This is a genomic window from Aureimonas glaciei, from assembly GCF_014643375.1.
GTDB lineage: Bacteria > Pseudomonadota > Alphaproteobacteria > Rhizobiales > Rhizobiaceae > Plantimonas > Plantimonas glaciei.
The window spans coordinates 1-23,205 of record NZ_BMJJ01000002.1 but is presented as its reverse complement, the minus strand read 5'-3'; the positions used below and the strand labels follow the sequence as shown (position 1 = coordinate 23,205).

Here is a 23,205-nt window from a genome sequence, read left to right as displayed (position 1 = left end):
ATGGACGGCGCGTCCCGCTTTGTTCCGGTGAGCACGCCGGAATGGCACGCGACGGCGCCGGCCAAGCTCAATCTCGCTTTGCACGTAACCGGGCAGCGCGCCGACGGCTATCACACGCTCTCCAGCCTCGTCGCCTTCACCGAGGCGGGCGATGGCCTGACCGTCCGCCCGGCCGAGCTCGACGGCCTGACGCTTTCCGGCCGCTTCGCAAACGCGCTGAGCGACGGCGCGGCGGAGGAAAACATTCTCGTCAAGGCGGGGCGCATGGCCCGCGCGATCGTCGATGCGTCCGGCGAAGAGCTTCCGCCGCTCGCTCTGCATCTGGAAAAATCACTGCCGGTGGCCTCCGGCATCGGGGGCGGCTCGGCCGATGCCGCTGCGCTGCTGCGCATCGTCGCCGACCTCTTCCCCCGCTGCCGCGAAAGCCTGCGCTCCGCGGCACTGGCGCTGGGGGCCGACGTGCCGATGTGCTTCGACGGCTGCCCCGCGCTGGTGGAAGGGCTCGGCGAGATCTCCTCGCCGCTCCGCCGCCTCCCCGCCGTGGACTGCCTGCTCGTCAATCCCGGTCTCGCCGTTTCGACGCCCGCGGTGTTCCGGCAGCTTTCGTGCCGGAGCAACCCGCCGCTGCCGCCGGTACCGGCCGCGGGCTTTGCCTCGCTCGCGGCGCTCGTCGACTATCTCCAGGCAAGCCGCAACGATCTGGCCGCGCCGGCAGGACAGCTCGCGCCGCCGATCGCGGCGATCGAAGCGGCGCTCGCCCAAGCCGGCGCCGCCTTCGCCCGGATGTCGGGATCGGGGGCGACGGTCTTCGGCCTGTTCGCCTCGTCGGCCGCGGCAAGCCGAGCGGCCGAGATCATGGCCCGGCAGCATCCGGACTACTGGGTGATGCAGACCCGGCTGAGGCCGGCAGACCCCGAGGATTTCCAGACATGACCGACCGTGCCTTCGTTCCCCTGTCGATCGCAGTGCTGACCGTGTCCGATACCCGCAGCCTCGACGACGACAAGTCCGGGGCGACCCTCTCCGAGCGGCTGACGGCGGCCGGCCACCATCTGGCCGATCGGGCGATCGTCGCCGACGACATCGAGGCGATCCGGGCGACGGTGCTGGGATGGACGGGCGATCCCGGCATCGACGTGGTGATCACCACCGGCGGCACCGGCTTCACCGGCCGCGACGTCACGCCGGAGGCGCTGGAACCGCTGTTCGACAAGCGCATGGAGGGGTTTTCGGCGATCTTCCACCGCGTCTCGTTCGAGAAGATCGGCGTCTCGACGATCCAGTCGCGCGCGACCGGCGGGCTGATCCAGACGACCTTCGTCTTCGTCCTGCCGGGCTCGCCGGGCGCCTGCCGCGACGCCTGGGACCTGATCCTCGCCGCGCAGCTCGACTATCGTCACCGCCCCTGCAATTTCGTCGAGATCATGCCGCGGCTGGACGAGCACCTGCGCCGCGGCGCCAAGGCGGTCTGAGCCGGTTTAGCCGCGCGAAGCGGGAAGCCGCGGCCGGACGGTCGCGGCCAGGCGCGTCGTCGCGAGGCCCTTGGCCATCTCCTCCAGCGTGCCGGCGCCCTTCGCCAGCCCGATGGCCTGCGGCTTCGGCACCAGGAGACCCTCCACCAGCGCCGTGCGCCTTCCGGTGAAGCGGGCGAAGAACCCCGGCTGATCGCGCTTGGCGCGCGAGAAGCGGGCCGCCCGCGGCGTCAGCGCCCGGCCCTCGACATCGCCGATATGGGTCGCTACCGCTTCCGTCCAGTCGATCGACAGCCGCGCGCCTGCCTCCAGGAGCAGCAGCCAGTTGCCGCGCGACAGACCGATGATGGCAGCAAGGCTCTCGCCCGCCGCGATCCGGCAGCCGGCATGATCGGCGACCTTGCGGGTGGCGGCGTCCAGCCCGCGGTCGATGACCACGACCTCGCGCACCATGCCCTCGACGGCGCCGGAGACCAGCGTCGACAGGCTGGCAGCCAGGGCATGCGGGTCTTCCCCAGCTTCGATGATTACCGACACCATGGTCTGGCTCTAGCCGATGCAACCGGCGCCCGCCAGTGCGACCAAAGTTCCGCCATGTTTGTTCTTGTAATGTTCTCATCACGACATTAGGTTTTCGTTCATACACGGGTCGGACGAGATCGGAAGGACACCAGCATGCAGGACGTCAGCATCGCCGACCGGGCCGCGTTTTCCGGCCCCAACGGCATCGACATCGCCCAGCACGTCATCGCCGAATCCGGCCTGCGCATCGGTTTCGAGCGGCGGCGGGGTCGCGGCTCGGGCGTCAACCCGACGGGTCGGTTCGAGCCATTCGCGCGCAGTGCCTATGACGACGGCTGGAACTCGCTCGACGAACTGCCGGCGTTCAAGACCGACGTCCAGGTCGAGAAGCCGAAGACGATCATCTCGCGCAACGCCTCGCCGGACATCTCCTTCGACCGCTCGGTCAATCCCTATCGCGGCTGCGAGCACGGCTGCGTCTACTGCTTCGCGCGGCCGAGCCATGCCTATATGGGCATGTCGCCCGGCCTCGATTTTGAGACAAAACTCTTCGCCAAGCCGAACGCCGCGGAACTCCTGGAACGCGAGCTGTCGAAGCCCGGCTATGTGCCGAAATCGATCGCCATCGGCACGAACACCGATCCCTATCAGCCGATCGAGAAGAGCTGGCGGATCATGCGCGAAGTGCTGGAAGTGCTGGAGGCGGCGAACCACCCGGTCGGCATCGTCACCAAGTCGGCGCTGGTCACCCGCGACATCGACATTCTCGCGCGCATGGCGGCCAAGGGCCTCGCCAAGGTGGCGCTGTCGGTGACGACGCTCGACCGCACGCTGGCGCGGGCGATGGAGCCGCGGGCGGCGACGCCCGCCAAGCGGCTCGAGGCGGTGAAGGCGCTCTCGGAGGCCGGCATCCCGACCATGGTGATGACGGCGCCGATCATTCCCGGCCTCACAGACCACGAGATCGAGCGGCTGCTCGATGCCGCCCATGCGGCGGGCGCGCGCGAGGCGGGCTGGGTGCTGCTGCGGCTGCCGCTGGAGGTGAGCCCGATCTTCAAGGAATGGCTGCTCCGGCATTATCCCGGCCGCTACCGCCACGTCCTGTCGCTCTTGCGTTCGATGCGTGACGGCAAGGACTACGACGCGGAATGGGGAAAGCGCATGCGCGGCACGGGCCCCTACGCCTTTCAGATCCGCAAGCGCTTCGAGCTGGCGGCGCGGCGGCTCGGCCTCAACGCCGAACGCGCCGTTCTGCGCACCGATCTGTTCACGCCGCCGCGGCAGGACGGGGTGCAGCTCTCGCTGCTTTAGTCCCCGCTGGCGAAAGCGACGGCGTGACGCCTTGTTATGACTGCCTTCCTATCGCCGGTTTTGCTCCGCAGACCGGTGTGGTGTCGGTCACTCTCCCCCCGGAGTGATTCGGTGCCTTGTGGAGAATCGGAGAATGCGCGAGTCTGGCCGCACCATGGCTCGTCATTCCTCCGATTCTCCCTCCCCTTTCGCCGACGGCGCGTCCGTCTCGATCGCCAGCGTGTCGGTGCCGGATTTCGGCATCGAAGCCGCGCGGTTCGAGCGTGGCGCGCTGCTGGTCGCCGGCATCGACGAGGCGGGTCGCGGACCGCTGGCGGGGCCGGTGGTGGCCGCGGCGGTGATCCTCGATCCCGCGCGCCTTCCCGATGGCCTGAACGATTCCAAGAAGCTGACGGCGGCAGACCGCGAGCGGTTGTTTGTGGAAATCCTCGCTCTGGCGACGGTCTCCGTCGCCTCCGCCAGCGCCGCCGAGATCGACCGCATCAACATCCGCCAGGCGACGCTGCTGGCCATGCGCCGCGCCGCGCATGGCCTCGCGCAGACCCCCTGCCACCTCCTGATCGACGGCAACGACGTCCCGCCGCTCCTGCGCGACCGGGCGACCGCCGTGGTCCAGGGCGACGCGCGCTCGCTGTCGATCGCCGCCGCCTCGATCATCGCCAAGGTGACGCGCGACCGGATGATGACGCGGCTCTGCCAGGTCCATCCGCATTACGGTTTCGGCCAACACATGGGCTATGCCACGCGCCAGCATCTGGCCGCGATCACGCTGCACGGCCCCTGCCCCCACCACCGCCTGAGTTTCAGCCCGATGCGACAGGGCGAGCTGCTGCTCGTCTGAGAACACGGTCCTTGGCGCCGGCGGCGCACCGGGTGGCGGCGGAGTGATCAAAGGAAAGGTGGGGCTTCGACGCTGCTTCTTCTCCCCTCCGGGGAGAAGGTCGCGGCAGCGGGATGAGGGGGGCTCCGACAGGAGCGACCACGCGCCGCTGCGCGGCTCCCCTCTTCGGCCTGCCGGCCACTTCTCCCCGGAGGGGAGAAGAACGCGCGTCCTCAATGGCTCGGCGGAATGATCGCCCGTACCAGCGTCAGTTCGGTACTGCTGGAATGGCGATAGCGGTGCACGCGGCTCACGAGCGATCCGCAGCGTTCTTCCACTGACAGGTTCCGGTGCATCTGCTGGGTCTTAAAGCCCAAACGAAAGCGCCGCCTCGTTTCCGGGCGGCGCTTTCATTGTCTCGGTGATGGATCGGTCAGTTCAGGCGGCTGCGCACTTCGCCGATGGACTGGTCGATGAGACCGGCATTGCCGTCGCTCGCATTGCGCTCGCCGAGGATCTTGGCGGCCGCGGCGACGGCGATGTCGACGGCGGAGGAGCGGACGGCGGCGATGGCGTCGTTCTCGGCCTGCGCGATCTTCTGCTCGGCCATGGCGGTCCGGCGGGCGACGTATTCCTCGCTCTTGGCCTTGGCGTCCTGCAGAAGCGCGGCAGCTTCGCGCTCGGCGCCGGCGACGATGTCCTTGGCTTCGACCTCGGCCTCGCGGCGGCGGCGCTGATACTCGGCGAGCTGCTGCTTGGCCTCTTCCTTCAGCGCGCGCGCCTCGTCGAGTTCACGCCGGATCCGCGCGCTGCGGGCGTCCAGCGCCTTGTTGATCATGCCAGGCACTTTGAAATAAGCGACGATGGCGAAGAAGATGATGAGGCCGATCAGGGCCCAGAACGTGTTGTCCATGACGGTCGTCCTCAGCTGCGCACGGCGCGAACGGCACCGGCGATGTCCTCACGCGGCAGGTCGAGGCCGGCGATGGCCGACAGCATCTCCGCGGTCGCGGCTTCGGCGATCTGCCCGACATCGGCCAGGGCCGCCTGCTTGATCTCGGCAATGCGCGCCTGTGCCGTCTCGAGCTGGCGGTCGAGACCGGCTTCGACCTCGGCCCGCTCGGCGTCGGCATCGGCCTTGGCGGCGTCGCGGGCTTCGGTGGCGATCTGGTGCGAGCGCGCGCGTGCCGCGGCCAGGTCCTGCTCGTAGGCGGCCAGCGCCTCGTCGGCGTCGTGCTTCATCCGCTCGGCGGCATCGAGATCGAGCGCGATGCGATCGCGGCGGTTCTCGAGGATCCCGCCGATACGCGGCAGGATGGCCTTCTGCAGCACCCAGTAGAAGAGGCCGAAAGTGATCGCGAGCCAGAGCAGCTGCGAGGGGAAAAATTGGGTATCCATCGGCGGGAAGACGCCGGTATGGGCTTCGCCGGGAACGCCGACGGCCGTGCCGTGAGCGGCGTCGCCGTGAACCGGGACAGTCTCGCCCGCAACCGGCGCCACGTCCGTTGCCGGGGTCTCGGTCTGGGCATGGGCTTCAGTGACGAACATCGTTCTCTCCGGCAGAAGGAACCGGCCGCCCTCGGGCGAGGGCGACCGGCGACAGGATCGTCGTCGCGGGTCTTAGACCGCGAAGAGGAGCAGCAGCGCGACCAGCAGCGAGAAGATGCCGAGCGCTTCCGTCACGGCGAAGCCGAAGATCAGGCGACCGAACTGGCCGTCGGCGGCCGACGGGTTGCGCAGCGCGCCCGAGAGGTAGGCGGCGAACATGTTGCCGAGGCCGAGGGCCGTTCCGGCCATGCCGAAGCAAGCGAGGCCGGCACCAATGTACTTTGCAGCTTCCGCGTCCATGGTAATCTCCTTTGGTGGAACGTGCGGTGGGGAGATCGCGACCCCTGGGGGAAGCGACGTCGGGGATTCAATGATGAGGATGGACCGCATCGTTGAGGTACATGCAGGTCAAGACCGCGAAGACGTAGGCCTGCAGGAAGGCGACCAGGAATTCAAGCCCGGTCAGGGCGACGGTCATGAACAGCGGCAGGATCGCACCGCCGATGCCGACGGCGCCGAGCGCGCTCAAGGACACGATGAAGCCCGCGAACACCTTCAGGGTGATGTGGCCGGCCAGCATGTTGGCGAAGAGACGAACGGAGAGCGAGATCGGCCGCGACAGGAACGAGATCACCTCGATCAAGACGACGAAGGGCAGGATCACCATCGGCACGCCCGAGGGCACGAACAGCTTGAACCAGGAAAGGCCATGCTTGGAGATGCCGTAGATCACCACGGTCGCGATGACGATGATGGCCAGCGCGAAGGTGACGATGATGTGGCTCGTCACCGTGAAGAAATAGGGGAACATGCCGAGGAGATTGGCCACCAGCACGAACATGAACAGCGAGAACACCAGCGGAAAGAAGCGCATGCCGCTGGTACCGGCCGAATCGCGCAACATGTTGGCGATGAACTCGTAGGACATTTCCGAGACCGACTGCAGCCGTCCCGGCACCAGGCTCTTGGCGCTGGTGGTCCAGTACAGGAAGGCCGAGGCGACCGCGACCGTCAGCAGCATGAACAGCGCCGAATTGGTGAAATCGAAATGCAGGCCGGCAACCTCGATCGGTACCAGCGGCTGGATTACGAATTGGTGCAGCGGATCGTTCGCCAAACTCTGAAGCCCTTCAACATAGCCTGCCCTTTTGGAGGGGCCGCCTTGCCATAGCGGCTGGAAATCAGGATCGCAACAGCTGTTCGCTCATTCTTCCGGCGGATTCTCGCCCTTTATGGCATCTTTCGGCGCAGGGACGACCGGAGTGCTGGTCTTGCCCACGGAGCGCAGGACGTTGAGGACGCCGGCGACGAAGCCGAGGATCAGGAAAACCACGAGGCCGAAGGGGCTGGTGCCGAGGATGCGGTCGAAGAGATAGCCGATTCCGGCGCCGGCCAGGATGCCTGCGACAAATTCGCTGGCCAGCTTCATGCCGTCGGCCGCCCCGGTGAGGCCGTTGCGCCCGCCCGCCGACGCGGCGGGAGTGGACCGTTCACGCTGGGCGAGTTTCTCCGCGAGCGCCTCGCGCCGTCGCCGCCATTCCTCGGGCGAGACGTCGGCCTTGGCCGCGTCCGCGTCGTCCCGATCTCTGTCCGTCATGCCCACTTCTCCCGATTGGCCGCATCAAGACCCGATGCGGGGGATCGAGGCAAGGAGGCATGCACAGCGCGTTAGTTCCAGCCACCGCCGAAGGTGCGGTAGAAGATGTGACGGCCGATCTTGTCGACCTTGCTCATCGCATTCGCCCAACGCGGCGCGACATAGGTCGCATGGTAGTGCGTGGCCGAGCCGACTTCCGCGATCCAGGTGTCGCCGCGCGTCACTTCGCCGGCGATGCGCTTGGCCGTGGAATAGGAGCGCTTGTTGGTGATCTTGTCCTTCTGGCCGTCGCAGGCGAAGGAGAATTGGCAACGGTTGCGCCAGTTCTTGTTCTGGTAGACGACGCCGCAGATGGATTTGGGATAAGAGGGCGCGCGCACGCGGTTGAGGATGACCTGGGCCACTGCGGCCTGGCCGAGCTCGGGCTCGCCCCGCGCCTCGAAATAGATGCCGGTGGCCAGGCACGTCTGTTCCTTGGCGGTGTAGGCCGAGATCGGCAGCGGCGTCGCCGCCCAACCGTGATCCTTCTCGCCGAGCGGCGGGATGAAGCTTTTCGGCACCGCCTTCAGGATCTTGCCGAAGAGCGTCGCGGCACGGCTTTCGAGGCCGGATTCGGCGGGCGCATAGCCGAGGGCGGTCGCGCCGGCGGCAGACGCGCCGACGGCGGCGTCGGCATCGAGCGAGGCCAGCATCACCGTCGCCTCGGCGTCCGGCACGTGGTCGGGCCGCTTCGGCGCGAAATTCATCGCCACCTCGATCGCCTTTTCCGGCGCGGCCGGGCGGGCGAAGGCCGAGCGGACGTCGGCGCCGCCGATATTGGCGCCGGGCCTGAGCAGGCTCTGGCGTTCCAGGATCGAGCCGGCGCTGAAAGCCTTCGGCGGTGCCTGCGGCGTCACGGCGATGACCCGCCCGCTTTTCTGGCTGCGCGTCACGCGGGCTTCGTCGGGGCTGTCGCTGACCGGACGGCCGTTGTCCATGGTGTAGATGGTGCCGTCGGCGCCGTGCAGGCCGGCGCCGCGCGGTAGCCTGGACCGGGCGGACGGCTCGACAAAGGCCAGTTCGGCCTTCTCGATCGACCCGGCGGGAGAGGGAATGAAGAAGGCCTGCCAGCGCGCCTGCGCCTTGCCGCCCTCGAGCAGGCTGGTCATGTCCTGGAGCGCCACTTCGCTCGACAGAGCGGGCAGAAGGCAGAGGCCGGCCAAGAGAGTCAGCGACAGATGCCGGAGCCGACGCGACATGCGTGAGGGGGGCCCAGCGGCGCCGCGTCTCGTCCTCTCGGTCATACTCTCTACCCGCCTCATTCATCCAATGAGGAGGATCATCGATCATTAACCTTGTTTCTTGGTTAACGACCCTTGAATTCGTTCAGAAATTCCGGCGAGAGCTTGGGGCGGCCGGGACGGGCCGAAGTCCCCGCCCCGCCGGCGCCGGCCTCAGGTGTACTTCTTCGCCCGTCCGGCAAAGGGATTGTCGGTCTTGCGCAGGTTCAGCCGGATCGGCACGCCGCCGAGCTTGAACGCCTCGCGCAGGCCGTTGGTGAGGTAGCGCGTGTAGGAGGCGCCGAGCGCCTCGGGGCGCGACACGGACAGGACGAAGGTCGGCGGCCGGCTCTTCACCTGCGTCATGTACTTGATGTTGACGCGGCGACCGGCGACGGCCGGCGGCGGGTGATGGCCGGTGACCTTGGCCAGCCACTGGTTCAGCTTGGCGGTCGAGATGCGCTTGTTCCAGGTCTCGTGCGTCTCGGTGATCGCCTGCATCAGCCGGTCCAGGCCGTCGCCGGTCTCGCCGGACACCGGCACGGCGCGGATGCCGCGGGCCTGCGGCAGCAGACGCTCGGTCTTCTCGCGCAGATCGGCCAGCACTTCCTGCCGGTCCTCGATCAGGTCCCACTTGTTGAAGGCGATGACCGGCGCCCGGCCCTCGCGCATGATGAGGTCGGCGAGCGTCAGGTCCTGGCGCTCGAAGGGGATGGTGGAATCGAAGACCACCACCACCACTTCGGCAAACCGGATGGCGCGCAGCGCATCGGCGACCGAGAGACGCTCGAGCTTTTCCTGAACCTTGGCCTTGCGGCGCATGCCGGCGGTGTCGAACATCTTGATGCGGCGGCCGCGCCACTCCCATTCGACCGAGATGGAATCGCGGGTGATGCCGGCCTCGGGCCCGGTCAGGAGCCGCTCCTCGCCGAGAAAACGGTTGATGAGGGTCGACTTCCCGGCGTTCGGGCGGCCAACGATGGCGATGCGCAGCGGCTTGGTGGCGTCGTAGAGCTCGATCGGCTCCTCTTCCTCGTCGTCCCCTTCGCCCGGCGCCAGAATGGTCACGTCCGGATCGCGGGCGAAGACGTCTTCCTCTGCTTCCACCGGATCGGCGAAGGCCGCCTCGCCGAGGGCGGCGACGATGGCGTCGCGGAGGTCCCCCATGCCCTCGCCGTGCTCGGCCGAGATCGGCACGGGCTCGCCGAGGCCGAGCGTGTAGGCATCGTAGAAGCCGGCCGAGGAGTTCTTCGCCTCGGCCTTGTTGGAGACGAGCACCACCGGCTTGTTCTTGCGGCGGAGAACCTCGCAGAAAAAACTGTCCTGCGGCGTCAGGCCGGACTTGGCGTCGACCATGAACAGCGACAGGTCGGCCTCGTCGATCGCCGTCTCGGTCTGTTGGCGCATGCGGCCTTCCAGACTGTCGGCCGCCGCCTCTTCGAGGCCGGCGGTATCGATGATCTCGAATTCGATGTCGAGGAGGCGCGCGTCGCCGTTGCGGCGATCGCGGGTGACGCCCGGGCGGTCGTCGACAAGGGCGAGCTTCTTGCCGACCAGCCGGTTGAACAGCGTCGACTTGCCGACATTGGGGCGGCCGATGATGGCGATGGTGACCATGGAAACGAAAATCCGGTCCGGACTTGGAAAAGACAAGGCCCTCGGACCGGCGCCGAAGGCTCTACGCCGACACTATACGGCAATTCAGGCGCAAACCGTCAGCCCCCTCTCACGCGGGGCATGGCGACAGGCGGAAGGGCGCGCGCTCAGTTCGCGGGAGCGGCAGTTCCGGCGGGAGCGGCCGGGCTGGCCGGAGCCGGCGTTACGGGCGCGGCGTCGCTCGCCGGCGGCGCGGCGGCATCGGCCGCCGGTGGCACGGCGACCGGAGCCGCGGCTTCGGGCGCTTGATCGGCGGGCGCCGTCGCCTCCGGCGCAACGGGCTCAGACGGCGCGATGGGAGCGGCTGGCGCGATGGTCTCAGCCGGCGCAGTCGTCTCTGCGGGCGCAGCGGGAGCGGCCGGCGCTGCGGGAGCAGCTGGTGCAGACGCGGCCGGCGCGCTCGTCGCGGTGGGCGCCGCCGGGGCGGCGGTGGCCGGCGCAGGAGCGGCCGGATCGACCGCGATCGGACGGCTGCCCGCCTCGATCAGTTCCAGCATCAGCCGGGCGCGGATGGCGATGCCGCTCGGCGTGCTCTGGTCGTCGCGCAACTGGCCGAAATAGCGTTTGGCGTCCTCGGCGTCGCCGGCCTTCCAGGCCGCCAGGCCGAGCACTTCGCGCGCGGGGTGGCGCAGCGGCTGGTCGTCACCCGACAGCTGCACGACGCGCTGGCTGACATCGTCGAGGCTGCCGGTATCGACCAGGATATAGGCGGCACGGATCGCCGCCATGTCACGGATCGGCCGCGGGACGCTGCTGTCGCCGGCCACCGCGTCGAAGCCGGCAATGGCGTCGGCCTTGGCGCCCTGCTTATCCTGCAGCGCTGCGACGCGCATGCGGGCGAGATCGCGATAGACGCCATGCCCCTCCTCGACCATGGCACCCAGGGCGGCCAGCGCCTCGTCGGGCTTGCCGGTGGCGGCCAGATCGAGCGCGGCGATGAAGCGGTCGCCGGACTGGTTGGCCTGGCTGATCGAATATTCGCGCCAGGCGACGTAGCCGCCGGTGGCGATGACGGCGAGAACGGCCAGCGCGATGATGACCCGGCCGTAGCGCGCCCAGATCTGCCGCGTGCGATCCTGGCGGATCTCTTCGTTCACTTCACGAAAGAAACTCTCGTCACTCATCCCGGGCGTCACCTTGGCGTGCGAGCGGGCGCACAAGGGCAGGCACCGGCGCAAAAACAGCTGTGAGGTCGCTTTCTAACGATTTTTGCCGGAAGCGAAAGGCCCCGCGCCCGAATGCGGCATCCGGGACCGGCCTCAGCCGAGGGGCGAGACGCCGATCAGCCAGCGGTGCAGCCCTCCCAGAAAGGCGAGCGCGGCGGCCAGACCGATCGCGACGGCCAGGATGTCGCCCTTGCCGCCGAGGCTGCGGCGAACGACGCCGTCACGCCGGTCACGGGCCAGCGAGGCGGCGTAGTCCAGAGCCGCCCAGACCAGGAAGGCGCCGAAAAGCAGGACATTGGCGGTCTCGCCATTGGCCAGGATGTGACCGAGCGCCCAGAGCGCGACGCCCAGAACCATGGGGTGGCCGACCATCGCCTTGATCCGCCCCGTCGGCACATAGGCGGCGACCACGAGGACGAAGCCGGCGGGCACGAGCAGCAGTGCCAGATGCGCGGCCGCGGCCGGCGGCTGCCAGAGGGTACCGGCGCCGGCGAGGGCATCGCCATAGCCCCGGCCGACCAGCACCAGGCCGAGAAGCGACAGCAGCGAGTAGACGCCCTTGTAGGCGTTCTCGCCCATCCGTCCGACGAGGGCGGAGCGCGTGCCATTGGCGACGATGCGCACCGAATGCAGGCCGAGGAAAAGCACCAATCCCAGGATCAGAAGCGTCATGCGGTCCTCCGGCTGGTCGTTGGCGGCTTGCGGTGTCGCCGCGGGGCCAGACTAGCGCAGCTTTCCCGGCAAATCTTGTCCTTCGCAGGCCGTCCATGGTTTTCTCGGCTGCGGCGAAATCCCTCGCCCGGACCGAAGGACGCGTTGATGACATCCTCTGCAGTGGCGGCGCTGTCTCTCTATGCCGGGCTGAACGCCCTCATCCTGTTCTGGCTGATGGTCGAGACCGGCCGGACGCGGATGCGCGAGAGGGTAGCCATGGGCGACGGCGGCAATCCGAGACTGATCCGGGTGATGCGCGGCCATGCCAACGCCATCGAGATCGTGCCCGTGGCGCTGATCCTGCTGCTGGTACTCGCCCTCCTCGGCGCGCCGGCCTGGGCGATCCACCTCCTCGGCCTCGTCCTCACACTCGGCCGGCTGTTCCACGCCATGCATTTCATCGCCGCCGATGCGCCGCGCTGGCAGCGGGCCGCCGGCGCCCTGTCCTCGGCCGTGCTCCTCGTCGTCGGCGGCCTCTGGGCGATCGTGGCGGGACTGGCGCACACGTTCTGATCCGCGCCGCGCCTGCCTCCTGACGCGGCAACGTTCAGCGGAAGGCTCGGCAACCGGGGCCTTTTGGGCAGCGCCGAATGCAGCTCGCTTGACACCCTCCGACTTCTATGTTCACGTTATGTTCTGACGCGAACATGCCGGTAAAGCGCAGCTGACACGGGGCGCGCGCAAGGTCGCCCCGATCTTGGGGAGGCATGCATGCATTTCTCGCCCACGCCATCCTTCTTTCCCGTCTTATGCCGGTGGCTCTGGCTGCTCGTCCTTCTGGCCGTCGATGTGGCGCCCGCCCGGGCGCAGGCGCCGCCCTTTTCGGATGGCTTCGACGAGCCGGCGCTGGTGGGGCGCGTGGCGGCTGCGCTGGAGAACATCACCCGCCGCATCAGGCCGGGACAGATCGGCTATGCGACCCTCTGGGACGGCAATTTCTACGTCCAGTGCCGGCGCCTGGCCGATCGCAAATTCGGTTGCGAAGCGGCGGGGCCGGCGATGCAGCCGTCGCTCGCCCGCGTTTTGACGGAGGAACGACGCGGCCGGATGGCGTCCTCCGGATGGGTCGTTGATCCCCGCTTTGGCAACTATGTCCGCACCTTTGCGGCCGAGACGCCGGTCTCCGTGCTCGCCGCCGATCTTCTGGCCGTCATCGCCCGATCCTACGGGGGCGATCTGTCGAGGATCGAGACAGAGACCGAGTGGATCGCCGATACGCCCTGCCCGCCGCGCAACGGCTACTCGCAGAACCTCGCCGGCCGGGTCAGCGACGCGCCATCGATGCGGGCCACGGCCGTGCACGACTGCTTTTTCACGCCCGAGCCGCCGGCGCCGGAGGCGCGTTCGGCAGGCGAACTCAGCGCACTCTACGGCGCCGAGGTCGCGGCGGAAATCCAGCGCCTCCGTGTCAACAGCGCCAGACGCGTCTACGCCGTCTTCAGCGCCGGGATCGGCTATGTCCAGTGCATGCCGGAGTCGCCGGAAGCGCTGTACTGCGAGGCCCAGTCGGCCGAAAGCTGGCCGGCTCTCTCGGCACTGCTGACGCCCGAGCGGGTCGCCCTCCTGCACCAGGCCGGCTTCGAGGATCCCGGCTACGCGCCGAACTATGCCAGGCGCTACCGGTTCGACGAATTCGACGACGGGGCCCTCGCCGCCATCATCCTCACGCTGCTTCATGACGTCTACGGCTATACGGGTGCCGAAGCGCTGGAGATCTCGACGGAGCAGTAGATGGCATCGTGCTCGTCCCGAGCCGCCCCGCCGCACCGGCCAGCCGCCGGTGGCGTCCTGGACCAGCCGCGGCTCGCGCCATAGACGGTGCGGCGCAGCTTGAGCCGAACGTTCCGCCGGGCGACGACCTGTCCGGGTCAGTAGTCGATGATGCCGCTCAGGGCGTAGTGCTTCACGCTCTTGCGGTTCTCGATCAGCTGCTCGATCGTCGGCTCGCCCTTGATCGCGCGGCCGATGGCAATCTTCGTCGCTTCATAGTTGCAGCGATAGAGATCCTTCTTGTCGAGGTTCTCGTCCGTCGCGCAGCGCGGGTCGAGCCAGATCATGATGATCATGCAGAGGTCGTCGGCGATGTCGCGCGGGATGATGCCCTCGATCAGGCAGTCGACGATGGCGTCGCCGGTCGCGGCCTGCACCACGCCGCCGAGGAGGTTGACATAGGCAAGGTCGTGAATCGTCGCCTTGGTGGTCATGATCGTCGCCGGCTTCACCAGCTGGTTGATGTCGCGAATCACGAACATGCGGGTATGGCCGGCGGTCTGGCCCATCATCGAGGCGAAGGCGGTGCCGACGGGGCCGCGGACCGAGCCGATCGCCACCTCGGGCATGGCGTCGGTGAACTGTCCTTCGGCGGCGAGCACGGTGGCCTCGCCGGTGCGCATCCAGATCTCGGTCATGTCAGGTCCTTCGGTTTACGGGAAAAGGATGCCGGCCGGAGCGCATGGCGCCCCCCGGACCGGCCGGCAGGATGGAGGAGGAATGGAGCGTCAGGCGATGCGCTTCTTCGGGCTGCGCTTCATATCTTTCAGGATCTCGCGCGCGGCATTGGCGCCGGGAATGCCGGAGACGCCGCCACCGGGATGCATGGACGAGCCGCAGATGTAGAGACCCTTGATCGGCGTGCGGTAGTCGGCATAGCCGGAGACCGGCCGCTGGAAGAACAGCTGGTCGGCCGACAGCTCGCCGTGAAAAATATGGCCCTGCGGCATGTTGACGACGTTTTCGATGTCCGGCGCGATGATGAGGTTCGCCTGGATGATGTCGGCGCTGAAGCCCGGCGCCCATTCGTCGATAGTGTCGAGCACGACTTTCTTGAACGCCTCCTTCTCGTCCGCCCAGCTCTTGCCCTTCAACTCGTAGGGCGCATGGCCGCCGAACAGGTTGACGACGTGTTTGCCGGGAGGGGCCAGCGTGTCGTCGACGATGGTCGGCACCACCGGGGTGATGAAGGGGCGCCGGGAAAAGCCGCCATGCTTGGCGTCATCGTAGGCGCGCTCGAGATAGTCGATGTCCGGGGCGATGTGCATGTAGGTCGGATAGGGGAATTTCCCGAGCGCGCCGTCCGACCTGACCTTGTCGAGGATCGTATATTGCGGCGGCCGCTCGCAGGCGATGTTCATCTTGAAGGCGGTGGAGAAGGTCCGGTAGTTGTCGATCTCGCGCTTCACCCCGCCTGGCACCAGCGCCGGATCCAGCATCTGCTGGTAGACGATCTTGGCATTGGCATTGGAGGCGACGGTCTTCGCCGCATAAGTGTCGCCCTTCGCCGTGATCACCGAGGTCACCTGGTTGCCGCTGACGCGGATCTCCTTGATGTCGGCATCCAGCACGATCTCGACGCCGAGCTTGCGCCCGGCCGAGGCGAGCGACTGGGTGATCATGCCCATGCCGCCCTTGATGAAGCCCCAGCCCCCTGCCCCTTCGTGCTCGCCCATCACGTGGTGCATGATGACATAGGCCGAGCCTGGCGTTTTCGGGCCGGCGAAGGTGCCGATCGAGGCGTAGTAGGCCAGCACCGCCATGATGCGGTCGTCCTCGAACCACTCCTTCAGAAAATCGTAGGCGCTCATCGTCATCAGATCGACGATGCGGTGCATCTTGTTGCCGACCTTGCGGTATTTCCACAGCAGCTGGGCGCTGTCCTTGAACGACTTCCAGTCGCCCTTGGACGGGTCGACCGGCGTCTCCCACAAGAGTTTCCGCACGATCGCCGCCGATTCCATCAAGTACTTGTCGAATTCGGGATAGGCCGCCGCGTCCTTCGCCGAGAACTTTCCGAACGAGCCTTGCGTCTTCTTCATGTCGTCGGAGAAGAGAATGTAGTCGTCCTGGCCAATCGGCGAGATCATGTCGGAGCAGGGCAGAACTTCCAGCCCGTGGCTCTTCAGGTCGAAGTCGCGGATGATGCGCGGGTGCAGGAGGCTCATCAGGTAGGAATAGGTCGAGGCCTTGAAACCGGGGCAGATCTCCTCGGTCACCGCCGCGCCGCCGACCACCTTGCGCCGCTCCAGGATCAGCACCTTCAGCCCGGCCTGGGCGAGGTAGTTGGCGCAGACGAGCCCGTTATGGCCGGCCCCGATGATGATCGCGTCGTAGACCTTCGACATGGACTGCTTTCCTCGACATGATGGGAGGTCGTTGCAATTTCATACCTGTGAAATCAATAAGCCATTCCAACGGTGCAGATGCAAGCGGCCGAGCGGCGGCCGCAGCGGATTATCTTGCCGCCTCTGCGGCCGTGCGGGGATGCCGTTGAGCCTCTCATCCGGAAGCGGCCCTGGGCGCCCCGGCCCTACCCCGGCCGCGGCGGGTGCTTGCAATCCTCTCCGGCGAACCGCAGAATTCATTTCACCCCCGTGAATGCCCTCTCCGCGAGAACCGAGCCATGCCGCGCCCTTCGACACGCCGCCGATGACCGGGCCTCTGATCGCCGTCCAGGTGGAGGATGACCTGCTGCCGCTCTGGCAGTCTGTCTTTTCGCAGGAAATGCCCGGCGCGCATCTCCTCGGTTTCGACGGGGATGTCGGCGGCGCCGACGCCGCCGTGGTCTGGGCGCCTCCGCCGGCGGCGCTGCACGACATGCCGCGCCTGCGCTTCGTGATGTCGCGCGGCGCCGGCGTCGACGGCCTTGTCGAGGGCCTGCCGCCGGACGCCGTGCTGCTGCGCATGCGCGAGCCCGGCATCGCGGCTCGGATGGCGGAATTCGTGGTGTTGTCGGTGCTGCATCTCCACCGTGGCTGGCAGAGCCTGCACCACCGGCAGACATCGGGTGAATGGCGCGGCGACATGCCGTCGCTGCCGGCGGCCGAGCGCCGGGTCGGCATCATGGGCCTCGGCGCTCTGGGCACGGCAGCGGCCGAGCGGCTGGCGCCTTTCGGCTTCCCGCTTTCGGGCTGGAGCCGCAGCCCGAAAGCGCTTCCCGGCATCGAGACGTACCACGGCGAAGCGGGCCTTGAAGGTTTTCTGCCGCGCTGCGACATCCTAATCTGCCTGCTGCCGCTGACGCCCGAAACGCAGGACCTGATCGACGCCGAACTGCTGGCGAAACTGCCGGCCGGCGCGATGCTGGTGAATGCCGGCCGCGGCGGCCATCTGGTCGAGCCCGACCTCCTGGCCGCCCTCGAGTCCGGCCATGTCGCCGGCGCCGTGCTCGACGTCACCCGCACGGAGCCGCTCCCGGCCGGGCACGGCTTCTGGCAGCATCCGAAGATCACCCTCACGCAGCACGGTGCGGCGGTGCAGGGCCGCGACGAAGAGGCCCGCGCCGCCGCCTGCGTGCTGCGCGCCGCCTTCGCCGGAAAGGACCTGCCGCACCGCGTCGAGCCCGGCCGCGGCTACTGAAGCGGGATGACTTTTCTTCCGGTCGCCGCCCCGCTGTCGCTCTCTGTTTCCGGGTGATCCCCCGCCGAAAGCGGGAAGCCATCGTTCGGGATCACGCCTTGCCTTTGCCGGGGACCTCGGCTCCAAGACGGCCACGCAGACCAGACGGACAGGATTTTCCATGCGCTTTTCCCCCCTCGTCGAGCGGATCGACGGCCCCGGCGTCGCCGCCTGGAAGATCCACGAGGCCGCCACAGCAGCGCAGCGGCGCGGCGAGGACGTCATACTCCTCACCATCGGCGACCCCGACTTTGCCACGCCCGAGCCGGTGATGGAGGCCGCCGTCGCGGCCCTGCGCGCCGGCGACACGCACTATACCGACGTGCCCGGCCGCCCGGCGCTGCGCCAGGCGCTGGCGGACCTCGTCGGCCCCTCGCTCGGCCAGCCGGACCTTTCGCCCGGCCATGTGATCCTGATGGCCGGCGCGCAGAACGCGCTGTTCTCCGCCTCGCTGTGCCTGCTCGCCGAGGGCGACGAGGTGATCGTGCTGGAGCCGGCCTATGTTACCTACGAGGCGACGCTGCAGGTGGCGGGCGCCAGGATCGTGCCCGTCCCGATGCCCGCCGGGAGCGGGTTCCACCCCGACCCCGCCGCCATCCGCGCCGCGGTCACCCCTCGCACCCGCGCCATCATCTTCGCCACGCCCAACAATCCGACCGGCGCGGTGATGCGGCGCGAAGAACTGGCGGCGATCGCCGCGATCGCCATCGAGCACGACCTGACGGTGATCGTCGACGAGGTCTATGCCGCCCTCGCCTTCGACGTGCCGCATGTGTCGATCGCCTCGCTGCCGGGCATGGCCGAGCGAACGGTGACGATCGGCAGCCTGTCGAAGACGCATGCGATGACCGGTTGGCGGGTCGGCTGGGTCGTCGCCAATGCCGAACTCGTCCACCACATCGAGCGCCTGGCGCTGTGCATGCTCTACGGCATGCCCGGCTTCGTGCAGGAGGCGGCGATGGTCGCCATTTCGAGCTATGCCGAGGTCACCGCCGACATGCGCGAGCGCTACCGCGCGCGGCGCGACCTCGTCGTCGCCGCGCTGTCGGCCGTGCCGAACATTTCGGTGCTGACGCCGGAGGCCGGCATGTTCGTGCTGGTCGACGTGCGGGCGACGGGCCTCACGCCCTACGATTTTGCCTGGCGGCTGTTTCGCGAGACCGGCGTTTCGACCCTCGACGCCACCGCCTTCGGCGCCCCCGCTTACGGGTTCCTGCGCATCGCCTTCACCGCCGGCGAGGCGACCCTGGCCGAAGCCTGCCGCCGCATCGACCGATTCTGCCGCAGCCTGTAGGGCGTTGTGCCGAGGGTTTGGCCGGCAAATTTAAAGGAAAGTGCGGCCAGCCCGCAAAGCTTCGTCATCCTCGCGCGCAGCGCGGGGATCCATGCCGAGGCGTGTATGATGGGTTCGGCGGCAGGCGGCCGGCCTCTTCCGGAACCGGAGCGGCGGTGGACACGGGACGGCATGGATCCCCTGGGCCAGGGCCCCGAGGATGACGACCGTTCAGGCTTGCGCCATTCGACTGTTCAGGCTCGCGCCATCCGACTGGCCAGGCTTGCGCCATTCGATTGGTCAGACTTGCGCCATTCGAAGACAGGCCGATCTCGGGATGCCGGTGCAGCGCGTGCCGCAGCGCGACCATGTCGGAAACGGCGTTGGAAGCCAGATCGGCATCAGGCGCCTTTGCCGGGAAGGCGGTTTTCGAGCAGCCGGAACAGGCCGACCAGAATGCCGGTGAGGAGGAGGTAGATCAGCGCCATCAGGAGCAGCGGCTCGTAGGTGATGTAGGTGTCCTGCCGGATGCGGGAGAACACGGCATAGATGTCGACGACCGTGATGGTCGCGACCAGCGGCGTCGACTTCAGCTGCAGCACCGTCTCGCCGGCCAGCGTCGGCAGCGCCCGCTGGATGGCGCGCGGCAGCCAGATCCGCCGCAGCAGCGTCGTGCGGCCCATGCCGAAGGCCCGCCCCGCCTCCAGCTCACCGCGGGACACGCCGGCCAGCGCGCCGCGCATCACCTCGCCCTCATAGCCGGCGAAGGAGAGGCTGAGCGCGAGCACCGCATAGGGCCAGGCCTGACGAAGATACGGCCAGAGGAAGGAGTCGCGGATCTCGGGGATCAGCGGAAACAAGGAACCCAGGCCGTAATAGAGCAGCCAGAGCTGCAGGAGCAGCGGCGTGCCGCGGATCACCGTGCAGAAACTGCGGGCCGCGACGGCCAGCGGCCAGGGGCCGGCGGCTTGCGCGAGGCCGAGCGGCACGGCTATGAGGAAGCCGAGAACGGCGGTGGCGAGGAGGAGGAGCAGCGACTGCCCGACGCCGGCAAAGATCATGCCGCCATAGCGCGGCAGCCAGTCCCATCGCCCGACGAGCGCCGCCGCGAGCACGATGCCGGCACCACACAGCATCAGGACGATGCGGTGTGGCTGCAGGAAGGCCCGGACATCGACCCGGTTCGGCCCGAGCGGCGCAGTGACAGGCGGCGCGACGATGGCCGGGAGGTCGCTCATGCCGGCATCCGCGTCAGCCCGCGCCGCGCGCGTTTCTCGATCCGCCGGATCAAGAAGTTCGAGCCGAGCGTTAGGGCGAGATAGAGGAGGCCGGCGGCGGTGAAGAACAGGAAATAGGCCTTGGTCGTCCCGGCCGCCTGGCGCGTCGCCAGCGTCAATTCGGCGAAGCCGACGACGGCCAGAAGCGCCGTATCCTTGGTGGCGATCAGCCAGAGGTTCGACAGCCCGGGGATGGCGTGCGGCAGCATGGCCGGCAGCGTGATCCGCCGCAGCATCAGGAAGGGCGACATGCCGTAGGCGCGTGCCGCCTCGAGTTGGCCCTCCGGCACCGCCCTTATCGCGCCGCGCAGCACCTCGGTCGAATAGGCGCCCTGCACCACGGCGATGACGAAGATGCCGGCGACGAGGCCGGAGATGTCGACCGGGCCGAGCGAGACGAGGGCGAGCACGGCGTTGAGCAGGTCGCCGCCGGCATAATAGAGCAGGACGATCAGCACCAGTTCCGGCACCGCGCGGATGATGGTGGTGTAGCAGGCGAGGAGATCGCGGGTGACCGGCCCGCCATAGAGTTTTCCGAAGGCGCCGCCGATGCCGAGCAGCAGGCCGAAGCCGAAGCCGCCGACCGCCACCTGGAGGGAATTCCAGAACCCCCAGAGCAGCGTCGCCCCCCAGCCGGGGGGAAAGGGCGACAGCAGCGCCAGGTCGCCGAACATCCCTGCCCTCCTATCGCCCGGACGCCGCTCGATCAGCCGCCGTACATGTCGAAGGCGAAGTAGGGTTTGGTGATCTCGTCATACTTGCCGTTGGCGCGGATCGCCGTGATTGCGGCGTTCAGCTTGTCCTTCAGCTCGGTCTCGCCCTTGCGCAGGCCGAAGCCGACGCCGGGACCGAGCACCTCGACATCCGGCGCGACATTGCCGGCGAGCTTGCAGCAGGCCTTGCCGTCGGCGGACTGGACGAAGGCATCGAGCGCGATGGAATCGGCCTGCGTGGCGTCGATGCGACCGGCGACGAGATCCTGGTTCGCCTCGTCCTGTGTCTGGTAGACTTTTACCTCGGCGGCGTCAGTGAAGTGCTTGCGGACGTAGACTTCGTGGACGGTCGACACCTGCACGCCGATGATTTTGCCGGCCAGACCCGCGGGCGTCGCGGCGATGTCGGAATCCTTGGCCACGGCCACCGCCGTCGGGGTGTTGTAGTACTTTTCAGAGAAGTCGATGGTCTTCTCGCGCTCGGCGGTGATCGACATCGAGGCGGCGATCATGTCGATCTTCGACGAGGTCAGCGCCGGGATGATGCCGTCCCAGGCCACCGGGGTGATGACGCAGTCGAGCTTGGCCTCGGCGCAGACGGCCATGGCGAGATCCACTTCCCAGCCTGTCCATTTTCCGGAGGAATCGGGCGAGGCGAAGGGCGGATAGGGCTCCGCGGCGATGCCGACGCGGACGGGATCGGCGAGCGCCGGAGCCAAGGCGGCGGCAGCGAGAACCGCGGCGAGACCGATCGACTTCAGAAGAGAGCTCATGGCGTTTCCTTCGAGGCGGGCCGCGGCGGGCCCTTTTGTTGCGATCAGTGGATGGAGCGGATGAAGCGCTGCAGGCGCTCTGATTTCGGGCTGCCGAAGAGGTCTTCGGGCGGCCCCTCTTCCTCGACCATGCCGGCGTGCAGGAAGACGACGCGGCTGGCGACTTCCCGCGCAAACGTCATCTCGTGCGTGACGAGGATCATCGTCCGCCCTTCGGCGGCAAGATCCCGAATCACCGCCAGCACCTCGCCGACGAGTTCGGGATCGAGGGCCGAGGTCGGCTCGTCGAACAGCATCACCTCCGGCTGGATCGCCAGCGCCCGGGCGATTGCCGCCCGCTGCTGCTGGCCGCCCGAGAGAAAGGCGGGATAGGTGTCGCGCTTGTCGAAGAGGCCGACCCGCTTCAGCAGCGCCTCGGCCACGGCGCGGGCCTCATCCCGGGGCGTCTTCAGGACATGGATCGGCACCTCGACGACGTTCTGGATCAGGGTCAGGTGCTGCCAGAGGTTGAAGCTCTGGAACACCATGCCGAGCCGCGTGCGGATGCGCTGCACCTGGCGCCGATCGGCCGGCAGCAGCCCGCCGTGACCGTCGCTCTTCATCCGCAGCGGCTCCCCGTCGATGGCGATCTCGCCGCGGGTCGGGTTCTCCAGGAGATTGATGCAGCGCAACAGGGTCGACTTGCCGGAGCCCGACCCGCCGATGACCGCCACCACGTCGCCGCGCGCCGCGGTCAGGGACACGCCCTTCAGCACGTCGAGCTGGCCGAAGCTCTTGTAGAGGTCGGTCACGCGGACAGGATGCGCGGCGGAACCGGCGCCGGAAGCGGCCTCGGGGGGAGAACTGATGGCAGACATCGACGTCATCCAATCTCCGCCGGCTAATCGCACTGCACAATCGTGAGCCAAATCTAGCCCATGCCTGATTTATGCACTTGCCATGGTCGGATGCAATCGGGCAATTTCATCGGAATGAAGGGCAGCAAGGCGAAAAGTCGTATCGATCTGATGGTCGATATAGCCTTCATCGCAGTGGCCGGGACCGGGCGACCGCGACGCGGGTATCTTCGCCCCAACGGGGAGAAGTGGCCGGCAGGCCGATGAGGGGGCGCCGAAGCCGCTCTCCGTCCGAGGCCTCGTAGCATCCGTCGACGCTGCCCGGCTTCGCCGCCCCTCATCCCGCTGCCTGTCCAGCGGATTGATGAGTAACAGAACTGCCCGGATGGATGGGTTACACTTCTTCGGCTTTGGAAGGGTCCCGGTCTGCGTCGGTCGGGAGTTTTAGTTGTCTGGGGCGGCGGAGTTTTCGGTGGGTCTGGTCGATGATGCCGAGCGGCACGTCGAAGAAGCGGACCTGCCACTCGCCCGCTNCGCAACGAGGCCCGGTAGAGGCTCGCCGGTGGCTTCTGGCCGAGCGCCTGGTGCGGTCGCTCGCTGTTGTAGTCGGCCTGGAAGGCGTCAAAGCGTTGCTGCTGCTCGGCCCGGTCCGCCGCCGGCGGCCGCATGGCTTCCAGGAGCGTCAGGTGGAAACGCTCGTGCCGGCCGTTCTGCTGCGGGACGCCGGGATCGATCCGCTCGTGCCGGATGCCGAGCTTGATCCACCAGGCCTAGAGCTGCGTCAGCCCGGTCGGCCCGGCCGCGGCGAAGGGCGTGCCATTGTCGGAGCGGATCACCTCGGGCAGCCCGTGTTCGGCGAACGCCCGCTCAAACAGCG

At 67.9% G+C, this 23,205-nt stretch carries 24 protein-coding genes and 1 pseudogene; 8 read left to right on the top strand and 17 right to left on the bottom strand.

The features are described 5' to 3' along the window. Both IEX88_RS04185 and moaB read left to right on the top strand, forming a co-directional pair. Positions 1-933, top strand: coding sequence for a 4-(cytidine 5'-diphospho)-2-C-methyl-D-erythritol kinase (locus IEX88_RS04185; protein WP_188849338.1), 933 nt, complete (start codon positions 1-3; stop codon positions 931-933). Continuing rightward, entirely contained in the window at positions 930-1,472 is a 543-nt protein-coding gene (moaB, locus tag IEX88_RS04180) for a molybdenum cofactor biosynthesis protein B (RefSeq protein WP_188849337.1), read from the top strand. Before IEX88_RS04185 ends, moaB begins: the two co-directional genes overlap by 4 nt. 6 nt (positions 1,473-1,478) lie before the next feature. Here moaB and IEX88_RS04175 read toward each other — a convergent pair whose 3' ends face one another. Further along, on the bottom strand, positions 1,479-2,012 hold the full coding sequence (locus IEX88_RS04175; protein ID WP_188849336.1) for a glycosyltransferase family protein: 534 nt from the start codon (positions 2,010-2,012) through the stop codon (positions 1,479-1,481). A gap of 135 nt (positions 2,013-2,147) precedes the next feature. On the opposite strand from IEX88_RS04175, the gene IEX88_RS04170 reads away from it, so the two are divergent. Together IEX88_RS04170 and rnhB are read left to right on the top strand one after the other, a co-directional pair. Further along, positions 2,148-3,305 carry a PA0069 family radical SAM protein gene (locus IEX88_RS04170; protein WP_188849335.1) on the top strand — a complete coding sequence of 386 codons (1,158 nt, stop codon included), beginning with the start codon at positions 2,148-2,150 and terminating at the stop codon, positions 3,303-3,305. Positions 3,306-3,438: 133 nt separating this feature from the next. After that, positions 3,439-4,146, top strand: coding sequence for a ribonuclease HII (gene rnhB, locus IEX88_RS04165; RefSeq protein ID WP_188849334.1), 708 nt, complete (start codon positions 3,439-3,441; stop codon positions 4,144-4,146). A gap of 412 nt (positions 4,147-4,558) precedes the next feature. Here the strand turns inward: rnhB and IEX88_RS04160 are convergent, their stop codons facing one another. The 9 genes from IEX88_RS04160 to IEX88_RS04120 all read right to left on the bottom strand — a co-directional run bounded on the left by IEX88_RS04160 (position 4,559) and on the right by IEX88_RS04120 (position 12,023). Continuing rightward, positions 4,559-5,038 (bottom strand): F0F1 ATP synthase subunit B, encoded by a 480-nt coding sequence (locus IEX88_RS04160; RefSeq protein WP_188849333.1) that lies wholly within the window; start codon positions 5,036-5,038, stop codon positions 4,559-4,561. An 11-nt stretch (positions 5,039-5,049) separates the two neighbouring features. Further along, positions 5,050-5,673 carry a F0F1 ATP synthase subunit B gene (locus tag IEX88_RS04155; RefSeq protein WP_188849332.1) on the bottom strand — a complete coding sequence of 208 codons (624 nt, stop codon included), beginning with the start codon at positions 5,671-5,673 and terminating at the stop codon, positions 5,050-5,052. A gap of 72 nt (positions 5,674-5,745) precedes the next feature. Next, a complete protein-coding gene (locus IEX88_RS04150; protein ID WP_188849331.1) occupies positions 5,746-5,973 on the bottom strand; it encodes a F0F1 ATP synthase subunit C in 228 nt (75 codons plus the stop codon). Between the two features lie 67 nt (positions 5,974-6,040). Next, on the bottom strand, positions 6,041-6,790 hold the full coding sequence (locus tag IEX88_RS04145; RefSeq protein WP_188849330.1) for a F0F1 ATP synthase subunit A: 750 nt from the start codon (positions 6,788-6,790) through the stop codon (positions 6,041-6,043). 87 nt (positions 6,791-6,877) lie between these two features. Continuing rightward, a complete protein-coding gene (locus tag IEX88_RS04140) occupies positions 6,878-7,270 on the bottom strand; it encodes an AtpZ/AtpI family protein (RefSeq protein WP_188849329.1) in 393 nt (130 codons plus the stop codon). A gap of 71 nt (positions 7,271-7,341) precedes the next feature. After that, positions 7,342-8,508, bottom strand: a complete 1,167-nt coding sequence (locus IEX88_RS04135; protein WP_188849328.1) for a cell wall hydrolase — start codon at positions 8,506-8,508, stop codon at positions 7,342-7,344. 195 nt (positions 8,509-8,703) lie between these two features. Next, positions 8,704-10,146, bottom strand: coding sequence for a ribosome biogenesis GTPase Der (der, locus tag IEX88_RS04130; RefSeq protein ID WP_188849327.1), 1,443 nt, complete (start codon positions 10,144-10,146; stop codon positions 8,704-8,706). 146 nt (positions 10,147-10,292) lie between these two features. After that, the gene (locus IEX88_RS26770) at positions 10,293-11,309 is read right to left on the bottom strand and encodes a tetratricopeptide repeat protein (RefSeq protein ID WP_188849326.1); all 1,017 of its coding nucleotides are present in this window, start codon (positions 11,307-11,309) and stop codon (positions 10,293-10,295) included. A 135-nt stretch (positions 11,310-11,444) separates the two neighbouring features. Continuing rightward, positions 11,445-12,023 carry an NnrU family protein gene (locus IEX88_RS04120; protein WP_188849325.1) on the bottom strand — a complete coding sequence of 193 codons (579 nt, stop codon included), beginning with the start codon at positions 12,021-12,023 and terminating at the stop codon, positions 11,445-11,447. Between the two features lie 147 nt (positions 12,024-12,170). On the opposite strand from IEX88_RS04120, the gene IEX88_RS04115 reads away from it, so the two are divergent. Together IEX88_RS04115 and IEX88_RS04110 are read left to right on the top strand one after the other, a co-directional pair. Then, positions 12,171-12,578: an MAPEG family protein gene (locus IEX88_RS04115; RefSeq protein ID WP_244639826.1), complete on the top strand. Its 408-nt coding sequence runs from the start codon at positions 12,171-12,173 to the stop codon at positions 12,576-12,578. Positions 12,579-12,776: 198 nt separating this feature from the next. Further along, positions 12,777-13,796: a TY-Chap domain-containing protein gene (locus tag IEX88_RS04110; RefSeq protein ID WP_244639825.1), complete on the top strand. Its 1,020-nt coding sequence runs from the start codon at positions 12,777-12,779 to the stop codon at positions 13,794-13,796. Positions 13,797-13,933: 137 nt separating this feature from the next. On the opposite strand, the gene IEX88_RS04105 is transcribed toward IEX88_RS04110, so the two are convergent. Both IEX88_RS04105 and IEX88_RS04100 read right to left on the bottom strand, forming a co-directional pair. Next, positions 13,934-14,473, bottom strand: a complete 540-nt coding sequence (locus tag IEX88_RS04105; RefSeq protein WP_188849323.1) for a formaldehyde-activating enzyme — start codon at positions 14,471-14,473, stop codon at positions 13,934-13,936. A 90-nt stretch (positions 14,474-14,563) separates the two neighbouring features. Next, complete coding sequence (locus tag IEX88_RS04100; protein WP_188849322.1) at positions 14,564-16,183, bottom strand: phytoene desaturase family protein; 1,620 nt, start codon at positions 16,181-16,183, stop codon at positions 14,564-14,566. 304 nt (positions 16,184-16,487) lie between these two features. Between IEX88_RS04100 and IEX88_RS04095 the strand changes: the two genes are divergently transcribed. Then, positions 16,488-17,417: a 2-hydroxyacid dehydrogenase gene (locus IEX88_RS04095; RefSeq protein WP_188849321.1), complete on the top strand. Its 930-nt coding sequence runs from the start codon at positions 16,488-16,490 to the stop codon at positions 17,415-17,417. Positions 17,418-17,577: 160 nt separating this feature from the next. Beyond that, a complete protein-coding gene (locus tag IEX88_RS04090) occupies positions 17,578-18,750 on the top strand; it encodes a pyridoxal phosphate-dependent aminotransferase (protein WP_188849320.1) in 1,173 nt (390 codons plus the stop codon). 380 nt (positions 18,751-19,130) lie between these two features. Here the strand turns inward: IEX88_RS04090 and IEX88_RS04085 are convergent, their stop codons facing one another. The 5 genes and pseudogenes from IEX88_RS04085 to IEX88_RS27240 all read right to left on the bottom strand — a co-directional run. After that, positions 19,131-19,865, bottom strand: a complete 735-nt coding sequence (locus IEX88_RS04085) for an ABC transporter permease subunit (RefSeq protein ID WP_244639892.1) — start codon at positions 19,863-19,865, stop codon at positions 19,131-19,133. A 98-nt stretch (positions 19,866-19,963) separates the two neighbouring features. Then, on the bottom strand, positions 19,964-20,680 hold the full coding sequence (locus tag IEX88_RS04080) for an ABC transporter permease (RefSeq protein ID WP_188849318.1): 717 nt from the start codon (positions 20,678-20,680) through the stop codon (positions 19,964-19,966). Between the two features lie 32 nt (positions 20,681-20,712). Beyond that, positions 20,713-21,492, bottom strand: coding sequence for a transporter substrate-binding domain-containing protein (locus tag IEX88_RS04075; protein ID WP_188849317.1), 780 nt, complete (start codon positions 21,490-21,492; stop codon positions 20,713-20,715). A 44-nt stretch (positions 21,493-21,536) separates the two neighbouring features. Next, positions 21,537-22,349: an ABC transporter ATP-binding protein gene (locus IEX88_RS04070; protein ID WP_244639824.1), complete on the bottom strand. Its 813-nt coding sequence runs from the start codon at positions 22,347-22,349 to the stop codon at positions 21,537-21,539. Between the two features lie 518 nt (positions 22,350-22,867). Continuing rightward, positions 22,868-23,205 (bottom strand): annotated as a pseudogene (locus IEX88_RS27240) (integrase core domain-containing protein); the annotation flags it as partial.